The sequence below is a fragment of the Arachidicoccus ginsenosidivorans genome (genome assembly GCF_007971385.1).
Taxonomy (GTDB): Bacteria; Bacteroidota; Bacteroidia; order Chitinophagales; family Chitinophagaceae; genus Arachidicoccus; species Arachidicoccus ginsenosidivorans.
This window is the reverse complement of the sequence record NZ_CP042434.1, coordinates 452,001-470,867: the sequence shown is the minus strand read 5'-3', so window position 1 is coordinate 470,867 and position 18,867 is coordinate 452,001. Positions and strand designations below refer to the sequence as shown.

Here is an 18,867-nt window from a genome sequence, read left to right as displayed (position 1 = left end):
TCCTAAAATGTTATCGGAGAATAAATTTCTTGTCGTAGGCATTGGCGCATCGGCTGGGGGACTCGATGCATTTAAAAAAATTGTTTCCTCTATTGAACCTGATTCAGGAATGGCTTTTATTTTGGTGCAGCATCTGCAACCGCAGCATGAAAGCATTCTGCCTGAAATACTGCAAAAGTTTAGTAAGATACCTGTCCAGCCAGTTGAAGATAATGTAAAGGTGCAACCTGATAATGTTTATATTATTCCTTCGGATAAATTACTGATCGCCACTGATGGCGTGCTGAAACTGGGAAAACGTCCTACTTATACCAGGCAAAATCGGGCGATTGATGTATTTTTTACTTCACTGGCAGAGGTCCACAGAGAACAAGCTATAGGGATTATATTATCAGGAAAGGATGAGGATGGAACTCAGGGATTACACGCTATTAAATCACAAGGGGGGCTCAGTATTGCCCAGGATCTTGAATCTGCTCAATTTCCCAGAATGCCGGAAAGTGCTATCCAGGCTGAAGTGGTTGATTTAGTGCTGGCTCCAGAGCAGATGTTTAGTCAGTTGATGCAGATAAAGAACGCCTTGGCTGATAGTACTGGTAAGCATAGTCTGGAAAATTTGTTGGAAGAGAATTTGTTTGAACAGATCTATAGTGTGCTTTTATTCAGAAAGGATGTCGATTTTACTTTTTATAAGCAATCCACAGTGCGTCGCCGTATTATTCGACGTATGAGTCACTTAAAACAAGAGAATGTGAGTCAGTACTTACATTTTTTGAAGGAAAACAAAGAAGAACAGGATTTGCTTTTTCAGGATATGCTTATTCCTGTGACCGAGTTTTTTAGAGACCCTAATACGTTTGATTTTTTAAGGAGCTCTATATATCCTTATGTGCTTGAGAAAAAATCAGTTGATCAACCCTTAAGAATTTGGATTGTAGGCTGTTCTACTGGGCAGGAAGTATATTCCATGGCAATTTCACTATTTGAATATATAGGGGAGGATATAGATCATTATAAAATCCAGATATTTGCCACCGATATTTCTGAAAAAGCCATTGCCAAGGCAAAAGCAGGGCAATATGAGAAAAAAGAACTCAAGGGTATTTCCAATCAAAGACTGGATACTTTTTTTGTAGAGTCAGAAGGCAAGTATACGATTGAAAAGAAAATCAGAAATCTATGCATATTTGCTGTTCATAATTTTTTGAAAGACCCTCCATTTGCCAGAATGGATATTATCAGTTGTAGAAATGTTTTGATTTATATGAATAACTTTTTGCAACAAAAGGCATTTACCATATTTCATTATGCGCTGGCAGAACAAGGCTTTTTGCTTCTGGGTAGATCAGAAACAATTATTAATGCTGCTGATTTGTTTTTTGTATATGATAAAAAAAATAAGGTCTACTCCAGAAAAAAAGTTCCGGAACAAAGACCTTCCCTTTCTACAAGAACACATGTGCCGCATTTGAGGAGTAAATCGCATAATGCTGCTCATTTGGGCAGAAATGAGGATTTTCAGCGCAATGCAGACCATGTACTATTGACAAAATTTACACCCCCTGCGCTCATTGTCAACGATCATTTTGACATTGTACAATTCCGGGGTGCTACTTCAAGATATTTGCAGCCTTCACCTGGTAAGGCAAGTCTTAATGTATTAAAAATGGTACTTGAGGGACTGGCCTTTGAATTGCGTAGTGCGCTGCATAAAGTAAAAAAGAGCCATCAGTCTTTTATCAAACAAGATATTCCATTAGGCGGCGGAAAATTGGTAACAATAGAGGTCTTACCTTTACTTAATACCATTGAACCTTATTATTTGATCCTATTTATGGAAAGCCGGCAATCTTTAGCCTTGGATGCAAAAGGGGATCAGGTAGATGAAAAGACCAAGCGGATTATTCAATTGGAAAAGGAGCTGGCCAGGCTCAGGGAGGATATGCACATAATTAGTGAGGACCAGGAAGCCATTGCAGAAGAATTGCAAAGCGCTAATGAGGAGCTGCTAAGTGATAGTGAAGAATTGCAGAGTCTCAATGAGGAATTGGAGACCAGTGCAGAAGAATTGCAAAGTGCTAATGAGGAGCTCTTATCGGTTAATATGGAACTATCGGAAAGAAATGAGCAGTTAAGTGAACATCGGAAATTAACCGAGTCGATTATCGACACGCTGCATGAAAGTTTCTTAATCTTAAATGATAAGTTTAAAGTAAAATCAGTAAATGCAGCCTTTCTAAAACATTTTAATTGCCTTCAATCCGAAGTTTTGGGTAAATCGGTTTTTGAAATACAGCAAAAGGCCTGGAATATCCCCGGGCTAAAGGTCTCTTTAAAAAAGGTGCAACAAAAAGAAGTGAGTGCCATTGATCTTGAAGTGAATTTTGTATTTCCCACATTGGGGCTGAGAGATATTTGTTTTAATATCCATCCCATTGATCAGGCTGCAGAACCTTTGTATTTGTTGGCGATAGATGACCTGACTGACAGGAAATTGAATGAACGTAATCAGATTCTTGCAAAAGAAAGACAAACCTATTATGATTTTTTTATCCAGACACCTGCTGCAATTTGTTTCTTAAAGGGGCGTGAGATGATTTTTGAATTTGCCAATCCGGCGCTTGTTCAATTGATTGGGCAAAGAGAACTCATTGGAAGGCGTCTGGCTGACGTATTGAGTGAGCTGGATGTAAAATACCTTAAAATATTTGATAGGGTTTATCAGACTAAATCCCCATATGTGGGGAAGGAGATACCCATTTTGTTAAAAGGCCCTGATGGGAAATTATTGCGTAAATACGTGAATATCACTTGTCAAATATTCGGAGATGATGGTGGGGAACCGGAAGGTCTTATGGTTTTTGTTTACGATATTACGGATTTAATAGCAGCGCAGTCACAAATTCGTGAAAATGAATCTAATTTGATGCGCATATTGGAAGCCTTGCCAGTAATGACCTGGACCAATAAAGAGGATGGTACCGTATCGTTTTATAATCAGAAATGGTATCGGTATACTGGCGTAAATTTTGATGAACAAAAATGGGGTGGATGGAAGTCTATTATTCATCCAGATGATTATAACGTGACACTTAGGGCATTTAAAAAAGCGCTGGAAAACGGAGGGCCATTTGAGATCGAGAACCGTTACTTGAAAAAAGATGGGAAATATAGATGGCATTTGAATAGGGCAATACCAATATTTTATGGAGGGCAGATTACTATGTGGGTGGGAACAGCAACTGACATACATGAGCAAAAGATTAGTGAGCAGAAAAAGGATGAATTTTTAAGCATCGCTAGTCATGAAATGAAGACGCCTTTGACTACCGCTATCGCATATATTCAGCTCATTGAGCAGAGTCTTGCAGAAAAAGATGGTGCAAATAAGTTATATGCGACTAAGGCGCTCAATTCTATGACTCGGCTAACACAGCTAATTGCTGAACTGTTGGACGTTAGCAAAATTCAGCATGGAAAATTACCCTATTGCATCAAAGAACTGGATTTTAATGCCTTGGTAGATAATGCAATTGAAAGTATTCATTATGTGTCACCTGGCTACAAAATTACCAAGAAGGGAAATGTGTCAAAACAGTTGTTGGGTGATAAAGAAAGACTGACCCAGGTCCTAATTAATTTATTATCCAATGCAGTTAAGTATTCTCCTCACAATAAAGATATAGTTGTTGATATCAAGCAAAAAAAGGCGGAAGTTGTTGTTAGTATTTCGGATAAGGGTATAGGTATTTATAAGGACCAATTAGAGAAGATTTTGAGCGTTATTATAGGGTTAATCAACAGGATGCCATTAAATTTCAAGGGTTAGGTATTGGTCTTTATATCACTTATGAAATTATAAAAAGGCACGGTGGAAAATTATGGGTAGAGAGCACCTATGGGGTTGGTAGTACATTTTATTTTTCCTTGCCTTTAGCTAAATTGTGATATTATGGAACAATGCATTTTGATTTACGAAGATGACCGTGATTTACTGGAATTATGTAAGATCATTCTTACTGAACCTGGCAGAACGGTCAAGACTTTTAGCAGATGTGAGAATATTCTCACTGATGTGCACACCTTTCAACCGGATTTGATTCTGATGGATCTGTGGATACCGGAAATCGGCGGCAAAAGGGCCATTGAGCTGGTGAAAGAAGATAAACAAAACGATCATATTGCGGTGATTTTATTTTCTGCAAATGCAGAAATTGAACAAATCAGCGATGATATTGGCGCTGATGGGTTTCTTAGAAAACCTTTTGATTTAATGAATTTCAAAAGAACTGTAGAGAATTTGCTAGTGAATTAGTGCCCACCAGTTAACCCAATATGCCCAGAATTAATAACCTCCAATCCACTCATTTTGACCAAATGCCGACTAATTTGGTTTTGGTTGAACGCGTTTGCAGTCAATTAAGGATGATCTGGAAAGATAAGGAAATACTTGTCTGGAAAAAAAGTGTAGTATCGGAAGGTCCTGCCATTATGCTATTGTCGGATGCTGCTGCTTGTTTAATGAGCTCATCGCAGATTAATGCGCTCAAAATAAATCTTGAAAATTGTTTTAAAAATGAAACTGAAACCGCTTATGAGGTCGTTTTGAAGCCAGAAGCGCCCTGTGAGATAGCTGTTCAAATTAGAATGCTTTATTTGGGACAAATGTCCCAGACTGCTGTAGATGCAGGAATTTCCCATGATATTTCCATGAAAGCAACAAAGGAGGAAGAAGAAATATTTATATTGAGCATATCAGCGGCTGAACATGTAGCGCAAGCAGTGGAAGATGAGACATTAGCTGTTTTGAATAATTGTATGCAGCAATTGCTGGAATTTAATCGGTTATATTATTTGCTATACCAAAATAGCATTTTATTAAAGAAATTTCGACATGATTTCAGGACGCCATTGACCTCTGTTTCAATGATTGGTGGAATTTTGCTAACGGATGAAAATGAAGAGCTTCAGCAAATGGGTCAAATGTTACATACTGCTACAGAAAAATTAGATAAACTTTTAAAGGACTTTAAAAGTAAACTTGAGTTGTAGCTAGCCATATTTTGGAATATAATTTGCCGGATTTATAGTTCTGTGCCTGTTTTGATGGAACCGGTAATATTTTAAACGACAGATGATGAAAAGACTTAATAAGCCGGCCGGGAAGGTCGCTTCACGAAAAAGCAGTGACGGGAAAAATGCTTCGGATCTTGGTTCTAAAAAAGGGCAAAGGCCGCTCGAAAGAAAAGAGCCCCGACAAAAATAGATACACCAGCTGATACGGGCGCCTGGCAGGACAAAGGAGATCCGATTTATGCGGCCGTTGCTGCTAAAAGACCGGGTCTTTAGTGTGTCTGGTGGCAAGTTTTACTTTGCAGGTCTTTTATGAAAATCAGTGAACTATTTTCTGTTGTTCTTATACTTTTTTAGTTCGTTATGGTGTAAGCCAATGCTATTTGGATAGCTGTTTGATTTTGCCTTTGTTAAATATTCGTCTTCAATTAATTGCACCATTTTCCCTTGCTTTTACAGTATGGTTTAATGCTTAACTTACTTAACCTATTGAGGTCGGTGGTCTGGGCAGTGGTAAGCTGTGGTGTGGCTTACACGAAATGTTGGAGAATGGTTACAAGATTTTAGGTGTAAATTTCTCAGATTCTGTTAAAGAAGATTGTAACATGTTGATTATGAATTGCTATTTATTTTTGGAATCATATTAGAGTAGAAATAAGGGAAGTGGACAAAGCAAGCCTGTTTAGCAATTTCCATGAACTTTTAAGTAGTTGGCTTTGTAAATCATGGAATTTCTTTTCTGTAGTAGCGAACGGCCTTGTTTTTTTGTGATTTTAGCGATTCTTGTTTAAAGATATTACGCAAAGAGCGGCATTCATTGTGACCAGATTAAGACCTTGATGGTTCTTGAGTTTTTACAATTGGCGTTTCTTATGATTTCGTTAAACCTATAAAAAACCTATTATGGAAAATAAAATTAAATTAACCAGTCAGGTCAATAAAATCGTTCAAATGCACCTGGATCGAGCCTTGGGTTATCAGAAGGCAAGATCGCTGACGGCTGATGTGTCATTAAGGGATAGATTTGAGCAGTGTATGCAGCAAAGTTATTCCTTTGCAGACAAGTTAAAGGCGGCCATGGATTTACAAGGATTATCCACCAAAGGGAATCCTTCCTGGTACGGCACCATATTCAGAGCCTGGATGACAGTTCGGGTGATGTTAAGTCATAGAAAAAGTCATAGGCTCTTGCATTGCTGTTTGGTGGGTGAAAAAATGATTGATCTGAATTATGATCTTTTATGCAGTAATAAATACCTGGATTTTAATTATCCGTTGTTGAAATATACCTTCTTAAAACAACATTTCAGTTTAAAAAACACGAGGGAAGATTTAGAGGCATATATTGAATTGTTAGCACCTGCTGCCCCCGATTTTATAGAGGCGAAATCCTCCTATTCAACCGTAAATTCACTTGCTGGTAATTCTTCTAACAGCTGAAAACACAAAGCCATCATATATAATGGAAAATATTCACTGCTTCCGCTTTATATGATGGCTGTGTCTTATCACATCTAGCCTAAAATCCCTTAAATGAATCCCTGAATTATTTTATTTGGCTTCTGGACTGTTTGGAGGAAAATATTTTTCCGTGGGCGAATGATAAGCCTAAGTGTCGGATCATTGGTTAAGAAGGACCAACTCCAGGAGAAAAATAGTTTTACTTTATTTCTAAAACCGGCAATAGGGATCAGATGAATAAAAAGCCAAACCATCCAGGCAAAAAATCCTTTAAAAAATCCTTTAGGCAGATCTACGACTGCTTTATATTTTGCTATAATAGCCATAGAGCCTTTATTCACATACCTGAATGGTTCCAGCGGATGCTTTTTGTATAAATGCCTTAAGTTATGAGCCAGTAATGTACCTTGTTGAATGGCTACCTGGGCCAGTTGAGGGTGCCCCTTCTCATAGTCCGGGTCTGCCGTCATCAGGCATTGATCCCCAGGCAATAAATATCTTCGACATCCAGAACCTTATTGTATTCATTCACAAGGATTCTTCCGTTTTTTGCAAAAGCGCTTTGGGGGAGACCCGTAACCTGCATTGCCTTGACGCCACTGGCCCAAATAAGGGTATGTGATTCAATCACCTGTCCATCACTAAGATATACACGATTGTTTTCGTAATTTTTTACAGCAGTATTCAGTTTTATTTGTATGCCCATTTTTTTCAGTACCGCATAGGCCTCCTGGCCCGCTTTCTCACTCATGGTTCTCAAAAGGGTACTTTCCATATCTACAAGATAGATTTGAATATGTTCACACACCTTTTTTGCGTAGTCCTTGGGGATGATTTCGCGTTGCATTTCTGCTAGCATACCGGCAATTTCTACACCGGTAGGTCCACCACCTGCAATAACGATTTGTGTGTAGGGGGTGATATCGGATTCAGGAAGCCTGGATGCCTGTTCCAGCATCAGTAGTAAATGATTTCGTAAATTGATAGCGTCATGTATGGATTTCATGGGTAAGGCTGCCTGTTCGATCGCATCCATCCCGAAATAATTGGTCTCACAACCCATAGACAACACGAGTTGGTCATAATCAATTCTTTCGTGTGTGGTGATTATATAATGCTGGTCAGGATCAACGCTTAAAAGAGAGCCCATATGAAAGGTGAAGTTCTTTTTATTTTGGAACATTTTTCTAAATGGGTAACTGATGTTGTAAGATTCTATGAAGGCCGTAGAAACCTGATAAAGTAAAGGAGGGAAAAAATTATAATTGTTTTTATCTACTAAATGAACTTCCATGTTCTGTTGTTTAACCAACTCCTTAGCCATATGCATGCCGGCAAACCCACCTCCAATAATGACAACTTTCATAACTACATTTTTTAAATTGCCTCTTCAACACCTCGTCAAATAGGACTTTAAGGCAATATGGATAAATGTTATTTCAATAAGCAATTTAGCTAATATTTCTGAGATAAGCGCACTAATCAGTCATAAACAAATGGCAAATCGTAGCTGTACGAACGATGGTAAGCAAGTGGGGTCTATGTGGGGAATTATTTCCCTATTAAGCGCAAAGATGAAAAGTCGCAATTATAAATTATATACATTGATTTGTTTTTAAGACCTTTTAAATCCTTGTTTTCCCAGGCTGCGCCAGGTTAACCTAATTATTGTTGCATTTTTATTTTAAATTCATCCATCTACGAAAGGCTATAATAGTCCACCTTTTTAATTGATCTTCATGGATAAAAATAATTGAAATAACAGTTGTTATCTGGCTCACTTAAAAGAATGCATAAAGGTGGTTGTTTAAAAACTTTTGGCAAGTTCATAAAGAACCTTACCTTTGGATCACTTTAGGGGTGTCTACAAGGTGTAGGCTGAGATTTTACCCTCTGAACCTGATCTAGTTCATACTAGCGTAGGGAAAAGTGAAAAGCTTCCTGGTGCCCTTCCGGCATTTAGTAGTCGTTCCTAAAGTTTTATTTATTTAAAAAACCTTATAGGAATGCGACTAGAAATTAATCAAAAATTATTTGAGTATCCACTGTCTGACAGTGATGTGTTATCCACTGAGCTGACCCTTGAAATGTTGATGGCGCATCTTTATCCACTGTCCACTGATGGCATTGCTGTGGCATTAAAGGATCAAGTGATTTCAAGAGCTGATTGGAATCTGACCGTTCTTCAGGAAAATGACCAATTGCTTATTCTGACTGCAACCCAGGGTGGGTGAGCGTTATTGGTAGTTAGATCAGACTCAGATTATATTATTTACAATCAATTCAATCAGATATGGAAACGAAATTAAATGCAACAGCTGCAAAGCGTGATTTGCCACCTCAAAAAGGGGACAATATTCAAAAGATCTCTCAGGGTGCTATATCAGGATCTAAAAAGATCTATGTCGCTGGTAAGCTACACCCCATTCAGGTACCGATGCGTCAAATTTTATTGACAGATACCAAAACTGCTGAAGGGAAAATAATGGAAAATGCACCTTTGGTCGTTTACGACAGTTCAGGACCTTATACCGACCCGGCAACTCCGATTGATATTTATCAAGGTCTTCGCCATGAAAGAAGTAGTTGGTTAATGCAAAATCAAGATATAGCGCAACTTGCAGGTCCCAGTGCCATTTTTACAAAAAATCTGGACAAAACACCCCAGTCCACTGCTACGCATGTATTCCCCGTAAAATCTAAATCTAAACCGCTTAAAGCCAAAAAAGGGAAAAATGTTAGCCAGCTTCATTATGCACGCAAGGGCATTATTACTCCAGAAATGGAATACGTGGCCATTCGGGAAAATCAAGGGCTGGCTTTACTAAAGCAAAATGCACCAGATCTATACCCCCAACACCAGGGGCGACCTTTCCATAACCGCCCGGTACCCGAAATCATTACCCCGGAATTCGTTCGCTCAGAAATTGCCGCTGGCAGAGCGATCATACCAGCCAATATCAATCATCCCGAATTAGAGCCCATGATTATTGGCCGGCATTTTCTGGTAAAAATCAATGCCAATATTGGCAATAGCGCTGTCATCTCTGATATACATACTGAAGTGGAAAAAGCGGTTTGGGCCTGCCGCTGGGGCGCGGATACCATTATGGATCTTTCCACTGGCAAAGATATTCACGCGACCAGAGAATGGGTCATTCGTAACTGTCCGGTGCCGGTGGGTACTGTCCCCATTTATCAGGCGCTGGAAAAAGTAGGTGGTGTCGCAGAGGATCTGAGCTGGGAGGTATTTCGCGATACGCTGATAGAACAGGCAGAACAAGGTGTCTCTTATTTTACAATTCATGCCGGTGTATTACTGCGCTATATACATCTGACCGCTGAGCGTGTCACAGGTATTGTTTCCAGAGGGGGATCGATTATGGCCAAATGGTGCCTTTATCATCATAAAGAAAATTTTTTATATACGCATTTTGAAGAGATCTGTGAAATCATGAAAAGCTATGATGTGGCATTTTCATTGGGAGATGGCTTAAGACCGGGCTGTATTGCTGATGCCAATGACAGTGCCCAGTTTGCGGAATTAGAAACCTTGGGTGAACTCACAAAATTGCCTGGAGCCATGATGTACAGGTGATGGTGGAAGGACCGGGCCATGTCCCTATGCACATGATTAAAGAAAATATGGAAAAGCAATTGACGCTTTGCAGTGAAGCCCCCTTTTATACGCTGGGACCGTTGACAACAGATATCGCGCCTGGTTATGATCATATCACCTCTGCAATAGGCGCTGCCATGATCGGATGGTATGGTACAGCCATGCTTTGCTATGTTACGCCAAAAGAACACCTTGGGTTACCCGATAGAGAAGATGTAAAAACAGGGGTGATTACCTATAAACTGGCCGCACATGCGGCGGACCTCGCAAAAGGGCATCCAGGGGCGCAATGCAGGGATAATGCGCTAAGTAAAGCCAGGTTTGAGTTTAGATGGGAAGATCAATTCAATCTGTCGCTGGATCCGGATACGGCAAGGGCATTCCATGATGCGACACTACCTGCCGCCGGAGCCAAACTGGCCCATTTTTGTTCCATGTGTGGCCCTAAATTCTGCTCTATGAAAATAACAGAAGAAATTAGAAAACATGCTGCAGAGGGTATGCAGCAAAAGGCAGGTGAGTTTAAGCAAAAAGGCAAAGAAATCTATTTGTAATGCTGCTTGTTATCACCAGACCCGAGCATGTTACAGATAGATTATTGCAGGTAGAGGCGGCAACTATAACAGAATTGTTTGCTTCAGGGCTGGAACTTTTGCATTTAAGAAAGCCAAAGGCTGATTTTAAGGCATTGACTGCCCTTGTACAAATGATTCCTGTTGCGTATCGTGCTAAACTGGTCGTGCATCCGCCTTTAGCGATGGGAGAGACCCCACTAGACAAACCTGCTATGCACAAAATGATGGACTGGATGGATCACAATCAAATACACCGTATGCATATTTGCGAATGGCTACGCCAGCCATTATATAATCAAACAACGGTAATGGACTATATAAGTCAATTTAAAGACCTGATTTTTTCGACGGGCATACACAAATGGGCATCTCTGTCTGAACTGTGCCCGACTGACATAGGCCATCAACAGCCCCCCGGACACCCCTCCCGACACCCTTCAATTTACTATAACTATGTGTTGGTGAGCCCGGTATTTGATAGCCTCTCCAAGCAGGGGTATTGTGCAAATCCTGCTCTACTGCATGTGCCAGCTATTACACATAAAGGAAAGTTCCCCAAGTGTATCGCAATGGGTGGGCTGGAGCTGGAAAATCTTGGGCAGGTGTATAAAGCGGGTTACGTAGGCGGGGCGCTCTTAGGTAGTATCTGGCCGCCCTTGAATAGCGGGGGTATTGCAGGTGCCCTGTGGGAAAGGCGAGCTATTGACAAATTTAAAACAGTGAAAGTCGTATGGGAGAATATTTGCAAAAAATAAATCGGCCGCCTGGCGCTGGCACAGTTAAAATGCCATTTGCTTTAAGTATTGCTGGACTAGACCCTACTGGCGGGCGGGGCTTTTAGCAGATATAAAAGCCATGCACCAACAGGATGTTTATGGGTTAGGCATAATAAGTTGCAATACCATTCAGACAGACAAACATTTTGATCGGGCAGCTTGGGTAAAATTGGATTTTATTGAGGCGTCTTTAAAGACGCTTAGCGGCAGATTTGCGATTAAGGCAGTGAAGATCGGCGCAGTTAAAAACCGCCAGATGTTGTTCATTTTGCTCACAGCGATTCAGCAGTATTTACCATCCGCACAAATTGTCTGGGATCCGGTGTTCAACCCGACAGCAGGCGGACATTTTTTTGAGCTGACAAAAACAGAGCTGGCGGGTAAAAATGCTGTCAACTGGAAAGCCATATTAAGTAAATGTGCTCTTGTAACGCCTAATGCAGGGGAAGCGGCCACGCTTTGTCGCCTGTTGGGGCTGACAAAGGCAAGTGACCTTTCCAAAGAACGCAGCCTTGATTATTTAGCTCCGCTACTACAGCAAATCAGTCTTTTTACCGCAATACTGCTCAAAGGAGGGCATTTAGCGCAAACTACGCCGGATGACTGGCTATTTTATTATGAACCTGGTACAAATCAGGCGCGTCAAGCGTGTTTAAAGACAAATGCCGTAGCTAGGGATGTTACTTCTAAAAAGCATGGTTCAGGATGTGTGCACAGTAGTATTGTGACCGCCCAACTAGCCCAAGGCAATACATTGCAAGTGGCCGCGTATGCTGCTAAGGCGTATATGGAATCTTTTTTAAACAGTAGCCAGGGCTTGCTTGGCGTGCATTGAGTGGTACACATATAGATTAGGATAATCTTTCAGGATTTAGTTTCAGGTTGAAGGACTATAAAAATGAAAAATAAAAATGAAATATAGAAATGGCAGGTAATGTAAGTAATCCAAAATATAATAAAAAGCAGATAGTCAGAAGCAATGGATTTTTTCCTCGGTGGCAATTTGTTTCCCAGGGTAATACGTCAGCTGCGCATCTTTTTTATATTCAATTAGCCCTGGAGGGCGGTTGCAGATGGATCCAGCTACGCTTAAAAAACCAGACCAGGGAGCAGATTTTGGAGGCTGGCCGTATAACCAGGCAGCTGTGCGATAGCTATCAGGCTACTTTTATTTTGAATGATCATTTGCACCTGGCTTTGGAGGTGGGATCGGACGGCGTTCATTTGGGGTTAAAAGACCCTTCGATACAAGTGGCCAGGCAGACTTTAGGAGATGCGGCTATTATAGGGGGCACCGCCAATACAGCGACAGATGTGCGGATGCGGGTAGCACAGGGCGTGGATTATATAGGGCTTGGGCCTTATCGCTATACCACAACTAAACTCGGATTAAGCCCCGTTTTAGGCCTGATGGGATACAGGAAGATCCTGCAGGATATTGGCGTAAACAGCCCGGTTGCCGCCAGTAACAATAATTGCCTTGATTTTCCACCTATATATGCCATTGGTGGAATACTTGAACACGACGTTCCGGCCATATTTAAAACAGGCGTCAATGGGGTTGCTGTTTCCGGCTATCTGAGTCGTCAGGTGGACTTAAGAGCTGGCGAAATAGCAAGCAAGGTGAAACTGAGTTGCGCTACAGTAACAGAATTTTATAGCCTTTGGAAAGAAAAGAACAGTTTTGAATTTCAAAAGGTGCTGGATAGCATTGGTCAGTTTAACAAAACGGTAAATGCCTGACTGGTTTTTAGTGGAAGGCTGTTGCTTTCATTAGCGGTTTTTACAATTTTATTAATCAATATCTACATTATTGGATATCTGAATACTAGCAATTTACAGGTTTTATACAACAATCATGACAGAACTTAATCAAACAACAATGGATAAAGAAAATCAAGCAAAGGCAGCGCCGTACGACGATAACGAATCCCTTGACAGTGATGCTTTGGAGATTGGCGGCCAGGTCTTTTATTCCCGACTGTTTTTAGGAACAGGTAAATATGGGCAGCTTTCTGCAATGCAGTCGGCAATCAGCGCCGCAGAAACAAATTTGGTTACGGTCGCATTAAGAAGAATGGATGCACCATTTCCTGCAAAGGATAAACAAGGTAATAAGAAAGAAAATCAGTCACTTCTGTCGTATATACCTGAAGCGGTTTACCCCACAAAGGAAATTAGACAAACAGTACATCTTTTGCCCAATACCTCCGGAGCAAGGACGGCCAAAGAAGCAGTGCTGGCCGCGGAGCTCTCCCGGGAAATAATGGAAACCAATTTTGTTAAACTGGAAATCCATCCTGATCCAACGCATTTAATGCCAGATCCGGTAGAAACGCTACTAGCTGCGGAGGCCCTGGTAAATAAAGGATTCATTGTACTGCCCTATGTGCACGCAGATCCGGTTTTATGCAAAAGGCTGGAAGAGGTTGGCGTGGCAGCGGTCATGCCTTTAGGGGCCCCCATTGGCTCCAATCTGGGCTTAAGCAGCCGAGAATTTCTGGAAATAATTATTGAAAATTCGGCGGTGCCGGTAATCATCGACGCAGGAATAGGCAGCCCTTCAGATGCGGCGCTGGCCATGGAAATAGGGGCAGATGCGGTGCTGATCAGCACGGCCATTGCCACTGCAGCTGATCCAGTAGCAATGGCCGCAGCCTTTAAATGGGCGGTAAGGGCAGGCAGGTTAGCCCGGCGTGCAGGTATTGCCAGCAAAGGCGTGCTTGGAGAGGCGACCAGCCCATTAACTGATTTTCTATCCTGACCAGATAGAAACCGGTGAGACATGGCTGTGCATTGCTACACTGCGTAATGCAGTGCAAAAGAAGAGATCTCTTATTGAATTATTGATATGCTTTCACAACCCAGGTTATCTTAAAATGACAGAAATATGAAAACAACAGCAAGTCAGGTGTTTGGTACTAAGGGTACGAAGCCTGTTTTTCAAAAAAACGACCAAATTAATCAAAGCGATTCGGTTGCGCCGGAAATGCCGGTAGCACCAGTTTTTGCAAATAAAACCCCGGAAAATCTATCTGCCACTTTTCTGGATGAATTCAACCTTTTTAACTGGGATGAAATTCAGGAGCGAATTGCCCGGACGACCCCTGAGCAGGTCGCAAATGCGCTTAAGCATCCAAGACCGGGCCTGGAAGCATTTATGGCCTTTATGTCGCCAGCAGCGGCCTCTTTTTTGGAACCAATGGCCGTAAAAGCGCAGCGCATGACCCGGCAGCGTTTTGGGAAGACAATCCGGCTGTTTGCGCCGCTATATCTAAGCAATAAATGCCAAAATATCTGTACTTATTGCGGGTTTAGTCTGGGAAACAAACTGCCAAGAAAGACCCTGTCAGCTCGGGAGATTGAAGCAGAAGCACGCGTACTAAAGGCAAGTGGGTTTGAACAAGTATTACTTGTAACAGGGGAAGCGGCAAATGAAGTGAATACTGATTATTTTGTACGGGCATTGCAACAGCTAAAAAGCCATTTTGCCCAGATTTCATTAGAGGTGCAACCTCTAGGGCAAAAGGCGTATGAATCGCTGGTGGAAGCAGGCGCTTATGGTATTACAGTCTACCAGGAAACCTACCACCGTCCGACCTATCAGCAGTACCATCTAAAAGGCAGAAAAACCAATTTTGATTTTAGACTAGGTACCGCTGAAAGGGCCTGCAGGGCAGGCGTTAGAAAAATCGGTATCGGCGTCCTGTTAGGACTACAAAACTGGCGGGTGGATAGTTTTATGACCATGGCACACCTTAAATTTTTACGCAGGCATTACTGGCAGACTAGCTACAGTCTGTCTTTTCCAAGGCTGCGTCCGGCGGAGGGTGCCTTGGTAGCCCCTTTTCCCGTTACAGACAAAGAACTCCTGCAACTGATACTGGCTTACCGGCTGGTAGACCCTGATCTGGATATCAGCCTTTCAACAAGGGAAACCCCTTCGTATCGGGATCATTTGATTAGCCTTGGTATCACCACCATGAGTGCGGGATCTAGGACCAATCCTGGTGGATACAGCGCTGCCAAAGATTCGCTGGAGCAATTTGAAATCAGCGATGAACGTACTGTAGCAGAAATTTGCCAAATGATTCGGGATGCCGGTTATGATCCGGTATTTAAAGACTGGGATCTTTCTCTTGCTGGAGTGACAGGAGGTAATATATAATCTTGGAAAAGTTTTCTTTATGAATACAATCAACAATAAGGGTAACCATTCACAATTGACCAGGGAGGATTATATGCTCTATGGACGGCAAATGCTGGTGCCAGAGATTGGTTGGGAAGGCCAGCAGCAATTGGCTCGTGCTAAGGTCATGGTCATCGGGGCCGGCGGACTGGGTTGTCCTGTATTGCAATATTTAAATGGTGCAGGAGTGGGGCATCTGGGATGCGTTGATTTTGACCAGATAGAAATCCACAATCTGCACCGACAACTGCTCTATAGCCCTGAGGATATTGCTGCTTATAAAGTCAAGATAGCAGAAGCTACTTTAAGAAAACAACGGCCGGCGACTTTTTTTGCTTTCAAAAACCAGCGCCTGACAACAGAAAATGCGGTGCAGTTGCTACAGGGGTATGATTTGGTTGTAGACGGTAGTGATAATTTCAAAACCCGCTATATTGTCAGCGATAGCTGTAAAAAAATGGAAATCCCTGTTATCTATGGCAGTATTTTAGGTTTTGAAGGGCAAATGGCGGTATTTGGCCATCAAGGCGGAAAAACCCTCAGAGATTTGTTTGCAAGCCCTCCGCCGGCAAAAATGGCTCCAAATTGCGCTGAAAACGGTGTTCTGGCGACTTTGCCAGGCATCATGGGGTTATTAATGGCCCAGGAAGCGCTAAAGTTATTGATCGGACTGCCCGTGCTCCACAACCAACTGGTACTTTTTAATACTTTAAACTGGCAGTGGCGGACCCTGAGGTTTTGAATAATCGGCTAAGGTCTGCGTGAAGCAATAACAGGCAAGCCGTGAGCCTGCAATTTTTTGCTGCCGGGGTGACGTGTAAACAGGCAAAATTCTTACCTTCGCCCCTTATGCAAAAAGATATGCAAAAAGAGATTGTATTAAGTGGAATCAGACCGACGGGTTACCTGCATCTAGGTAATTATTTTGGTGCCATGCGCAATTATGTGCGTATGCAAGAAGATTATAACTGTTACTTTTTTGTGGCCGACTGGCATAGTCTGACCACCCATCCAGATACGAAAACACTCAGATCAAGTGTCCATAGAGTGATCGCGGAAAATCTGGCCTGTGGACTGGATCCGGACAAGGCGGCCATTTACGTACAAAGTGATGTGCCGGAAATCGCCGAATTATATCTATATCTGAATATGATGGCCTATAAAGGGGAATTGGAAAAAGTACCCACTTTTAAGGATAAAGTTCGGCTCAATCCTGATAATGTAAATGCCGGCCTCTTAACCTATCCGGTACTGATGGCCGCTGATATACTGATTCATCGCGCAGTTAAAGTGCCGGTGGGCAAAGATCAGCAGCAGCATCTGGAGATGGCCCGCAACTTTGCGGAACGCTTTAACCACCGGTATGGGGAAGTGTTCCCAATGCCAAAGGCCTTTAATTTCAATAGTGATCTTGTAAAGATTATGAGCCTTGACGGTAAAGGAAAGATGAGTAAAAGCGAAAATCAGATGGCCACCATCTATTTGAGTGACTCAGATGAATTGATTCAAAAAAAGCTTAAAAAAGCACAGACAGATCAAGGCCCTTCAGCGCCTGGTCAACAGAAGCCGGATTATATTGAAAATCTCTTTACACTCGCTTCCCTGGTAAGCGAACCTGCGGTCGTGAACAAATTTGAGGAAGACTACAATAATTGCCAGATCAGGTATGGTGATTTTAAAAAACAGCTCGGAGAAGATATGGCCCGTTTTGTAGCCCCCATCAGGGATAAAGCCCTGGCCATACAGCAAGACAGTGCCTATTTAGATAAAATTATGCGCCAGGGTGCTGCAAAGGCCCGGGAAAGTGCATCCCGCACGATAAAAATAGTACGTGAGGCAATGGGAATAAATTATTAAATTAGCAACAAAATACGCGCAGCAGAGAAGGGCGGTAAAGGCCAATTGCACTGCTGAGCGCCATTTTCTTCGTCCACCTAAATCCACCTGATGGCAAAAGCAGCAAAACAAAAGCCTAAACATATCGCTATTGCGGGCAATATCGGAGCGGGTAAAACCACGCTTACCGAATTACTTAGTAAACATTATAAGTGGATTCCACAGTTTGAGGATGTGGACCATAACCCATATTTGACAGATTTTTATGAAGATATGGCCCGTTGGAGCTTTGAGCTGCAAATCTATTTTCTCAATAGCCGTCTAAAACAACTCATTGAAATCGATCAGGGAACAGAAACCGTTATCCAGGACCGGACCATCTATGAAGATGCCAATATCTTCGCCCCGAACCTACATGACATGAGTCTGATGAGCACCAGGGATTTTAATAACTATTATCATTTTTTTGAAACCCTTAAAAAAATGATCAAGCCACCTGATTTGCTTATTTACCTGAAGGCCTCGGTTCCTGCGCTGGTAGCGCAGATCCAAAAGCGTGGTAGAGAATATGAGGATAATATCCGTTTGGATTACCTGAAAAAACTCAATCAATTATATGATAAATGGATTGAGGGTTACAAAGAAGGCCCACTACTGGTCATCGATGTGGATAATGTTAATTTTGCCGAGAGCGAAGAGCATCTGGGGGAGATTATCAATAAAATCGACAGGTTGTTATATGGCTTGTTTTAGCGAATAATTAGAAAAGGCTTTATTCCTATTCGCTAATAAAGTGTTGAGCACCATATGCTTTAGTGATAAAACGTGATCTAAATTTATGACAATGGCAGAAAATTTGACTTCGGGGGAAAATGTTCCAAATAACGAAGTGGGAATAAAACAGGAAAATCCGAACCCCAAAATCAGTTTTATTACCCTGGGCGTGAAAAATTTAGCTATAATGACCCGGTTTTACCGGGATGTACTGGGTTGGCAAATGGAAAAAGAGCAAGAAGGGGTAAGCTTCTTTAAAATGAATGGCGGGACTGTTTTCGCACTTTTTAGTGCAGAGGATCTGGCAAAAGATATTGGTCTGAAAAGCGACCAGGTAGCAGCTGATAATAGCTTCAAAAAAATGAGTCTGGCCCTTAATTTTGATTCTATTATAAAGGTAGATACCTTTTTTGCTTTCTTAAAACAAAAAGGCGTGTATATACAAAAGGCACCCAAACCGTATTCTGGGGCGGTTATAGCGGTTATTTCAAAGATCCCGAAGATAACTATTGGGAAGTGGCCTATAATCCTTTCTTATAGATAATCCCCTACCTTTGCGTTCAA

Annotated in this window: 15 protein-coding genes, 2 pseudogenes and 1 riboswitch; of the genes and pseudogenes, 15 read left to right on the top strand and 2 right to left on the bottom strand. The window is 41.7% G+C overall.

The features are described 5' to 3' along the window. Positions 1–7 precede the first annotated feature (7 nt). The 4 genes and pseudogenes from FSB73_RS01790 (at position 8) to FSB73_RS01770 (ending at position 6,513) form a co-directional block, all read left to right on the top strand. Positions 8–3,948: pseudogene (locus tag FSB73_RS01790) on the top strand (CheR family methyltransferase). A gap of 4 nt (positions 3,949–3,952) precedes the next feature. Then, positions 3,953–4,315, top strand: a complete 363-nt coding sequence (locus FSB73_RS01780) for a response regulator (protein ID WP_146779877.1) — start codon at positions 3,953–3,955, stop codon at positions 4,313–4,315. 110 nt (positions 4,316–4,425) lie between these two features. After that, entirely contained in the window at positions 4,426–5,052 is a 627-nt protein-coding gene (locus FSB73_RS01775) for a histidine kinase dimerization/phospho-acceptor domain-containing protein (RefSeq protein WP_158639371.1), read from the top strand. A 924-nt stretch (positions 5,053–5,976) separates the two neighbouring features. Then, positions 5,977–6,513 carry a DUF2383 domain-containing protein gene (locus tag FSB73_RS01770; protein WP_146779875.1) on the top strand — a complete coding sequence of 179 codons (537 nt, stop codon included), beginning with the start codon at positions 5,977–5,979 and terminating at the stop codon, positions 6,511–6,513. Between the two features lie 89 nt (positions 6,514–6,602). Here the strand turns inward: FSB73_RS01770 and FSB73_RS23705 are convergent, their stop codons facing one another. Both FSB73_RS23705 and FSB73_RS01765 read right to left on the bottom strand, forming a co-directional pair. Continuing rightward, complete coding sequence (locus FSB73_RS23705; protein ID WP_225974375.1) at positions 6,603–7,004, bottom strand: NAD(P)/FAD-dependent oxidoreductase; 402 nt, start codon at positions 7,002–7,004, stop codon at positions 6,603–6,605. Beyond that, positions 7,004–7,900 (bottom strand): NAD(P)/FAD-dependent oxidoreductase, encoded by an 897-nt coding sequence (locus FSB73_RS01765; protein WP_225974374.1) that lies wholly within the window; start codon positions 7,898–7,900, stop codon positions 7,004–7,006. Before FSB73_RS01765 ends, FSB73_RS23705 begins: the two co-directional genes overlap by 1 nt. A 480-nt stretch (positions 7,901–8,380) precedes the next feature. After that, positions 8,381–8,477, top strand: a riboswitch (TPP riboswitch). Between the two features lie 63 nt (positions 8,478–8,540). Between FSB73_RS01765 and thiS the strand changes: the two genes are divergently transcribed. The 11 genes and pseudogenes from thiS to FSB73_RS01710 all read left to right on the top strand — a co-directional run bounded on the left by thiS (position 8,541) and on the right by FSB73_RS01710 (position 18,847). After that, positions 8,541–8,768: a sulfur carrier protein ThiS gene (gene thiS, locus FSB73_RS01760; RefSeq protein WP_146779874.1), complete on the top strand. Its 228-nt coding sequence runs from the start codon at positions 8,541–8,543 to the stop codon at positions 8,766–8,768. 59 nt (positions 8,769–8,827) lie between these two features. Beyond that, positions 8,828–10,707: pseudogene (thiC, locus tag FSB73_RS01755) on the top strand (phosphomethylpyrimidine synthase ThiC). Then, positions 10,707–11,483: a beta/alpha barrel domain-containing protein gene (locus FSB73_RS01750; RefSeq protein WP_146779873.1), complete on the top strand. Its 777-nt coding sequence runs from the start codon at positions 10,707–10,709 to the stop codon at positions 11,481–11,483. The pseudogene thiC and the gene FSB73_RS01750 overlap by 1 nt, the downstream one beginning before the upstream one ends. Positions 11,484–11,517: 34 nt before the next feature. Then, positions 11,518–12,339, top strand: a complete 822-nt coding sequence (locus FSB73_RS01745; protein WP_225974742.1) for a bifunctional hydroxymethylpyrimidine kinase/phosphomethylpyrimidine kinase — start codon at positions 11,518–11,520, stop codon at positions 12,337–12,339. An 89-nt stretch (positions 12,340–12,428) separates the two neighbouring features. Next, positions 12,429–13,247, top strand: coding sequence for a thiamine phosphate synthase (locus FSB73_RS01740; RefSeq protein ID WP_146779871.1), 819 nt, complete (start codon positions 12,429–12,431; stop codon positions 13,245–13,247). 115 nt (positions 13,248–13,362) lie between these two features. After that, on the top strand, positions 13,363–14,268 hold the full coding sequence (locus FSB73_RS01735) for a thiazole synthase (RefSeq protein WP_225974373.1): 906 nt from the start codon (positions 13,363–13,365) through the stop codon (positions 14,266–14,268). Between the two features lie 126 nt (positions 14,269–14,394). Then, positions 14,395–15,672, top strand: a complete 1,278-nt coding sequence (gene thiH, locus FSB73_RS01730; protein WP_225974372.1) for a 2-iminoacetate synthase ThiH — start codon at positions 14,395–14,397, stop codon at positions 15,670–15,672. A 19-nt stretch (positions 15,673–15,691) separates the two neighbouring features. Further along, positions 15,692–16,435, top strand: a complete 744-nt coding sequence (locus FSB73_RS01725) for a HesA/MoeB/ThiF family protein (RefSeq protein WP_146779870.1) — start codon at positions 15,692–15,694, stop codon at positions 16,433–16,435. Positions 16,436–16,554: 119 nt separating this feature from the next. Further along, on the top strand, positions 16,555–17,550 hold the full coding sequence (gene trpS / locus FSB73_RS01720) for a tryptophan--tRNA ligase (RefSeq protein ID WP_146779869.1): 996 nt from the start codon (positions 16,555–16,557) through the stop codon (positions 17,548–17,550). Between the two features lie 90 nt (positions 17,551–17,640). Next, positions 17,641–18,282, top strand: a complete 642-nt coding sequence (locus FSB73_RS01715) for a deoxynucleoside kinase (RefSeq protein WP_146779868.1) — start codon at positions 17,641–17,643, stop codon at positions 18,280–18,282. A 91-nt stretch (positions 18,283–18,373) separates the two neighbouring features. After that, positions 18,374–18,847 (top strand): VOC family protein, encoded by a 474-nt coding sequence (locus FSB73_RS01710; protein WP_225974371.1) that lies wholly within the window; start codon positions 18,374–18,376, stop codon positions 18,845–18,847. Positions 18,848–18,867 lie beyond the last annotated feature (20 nt).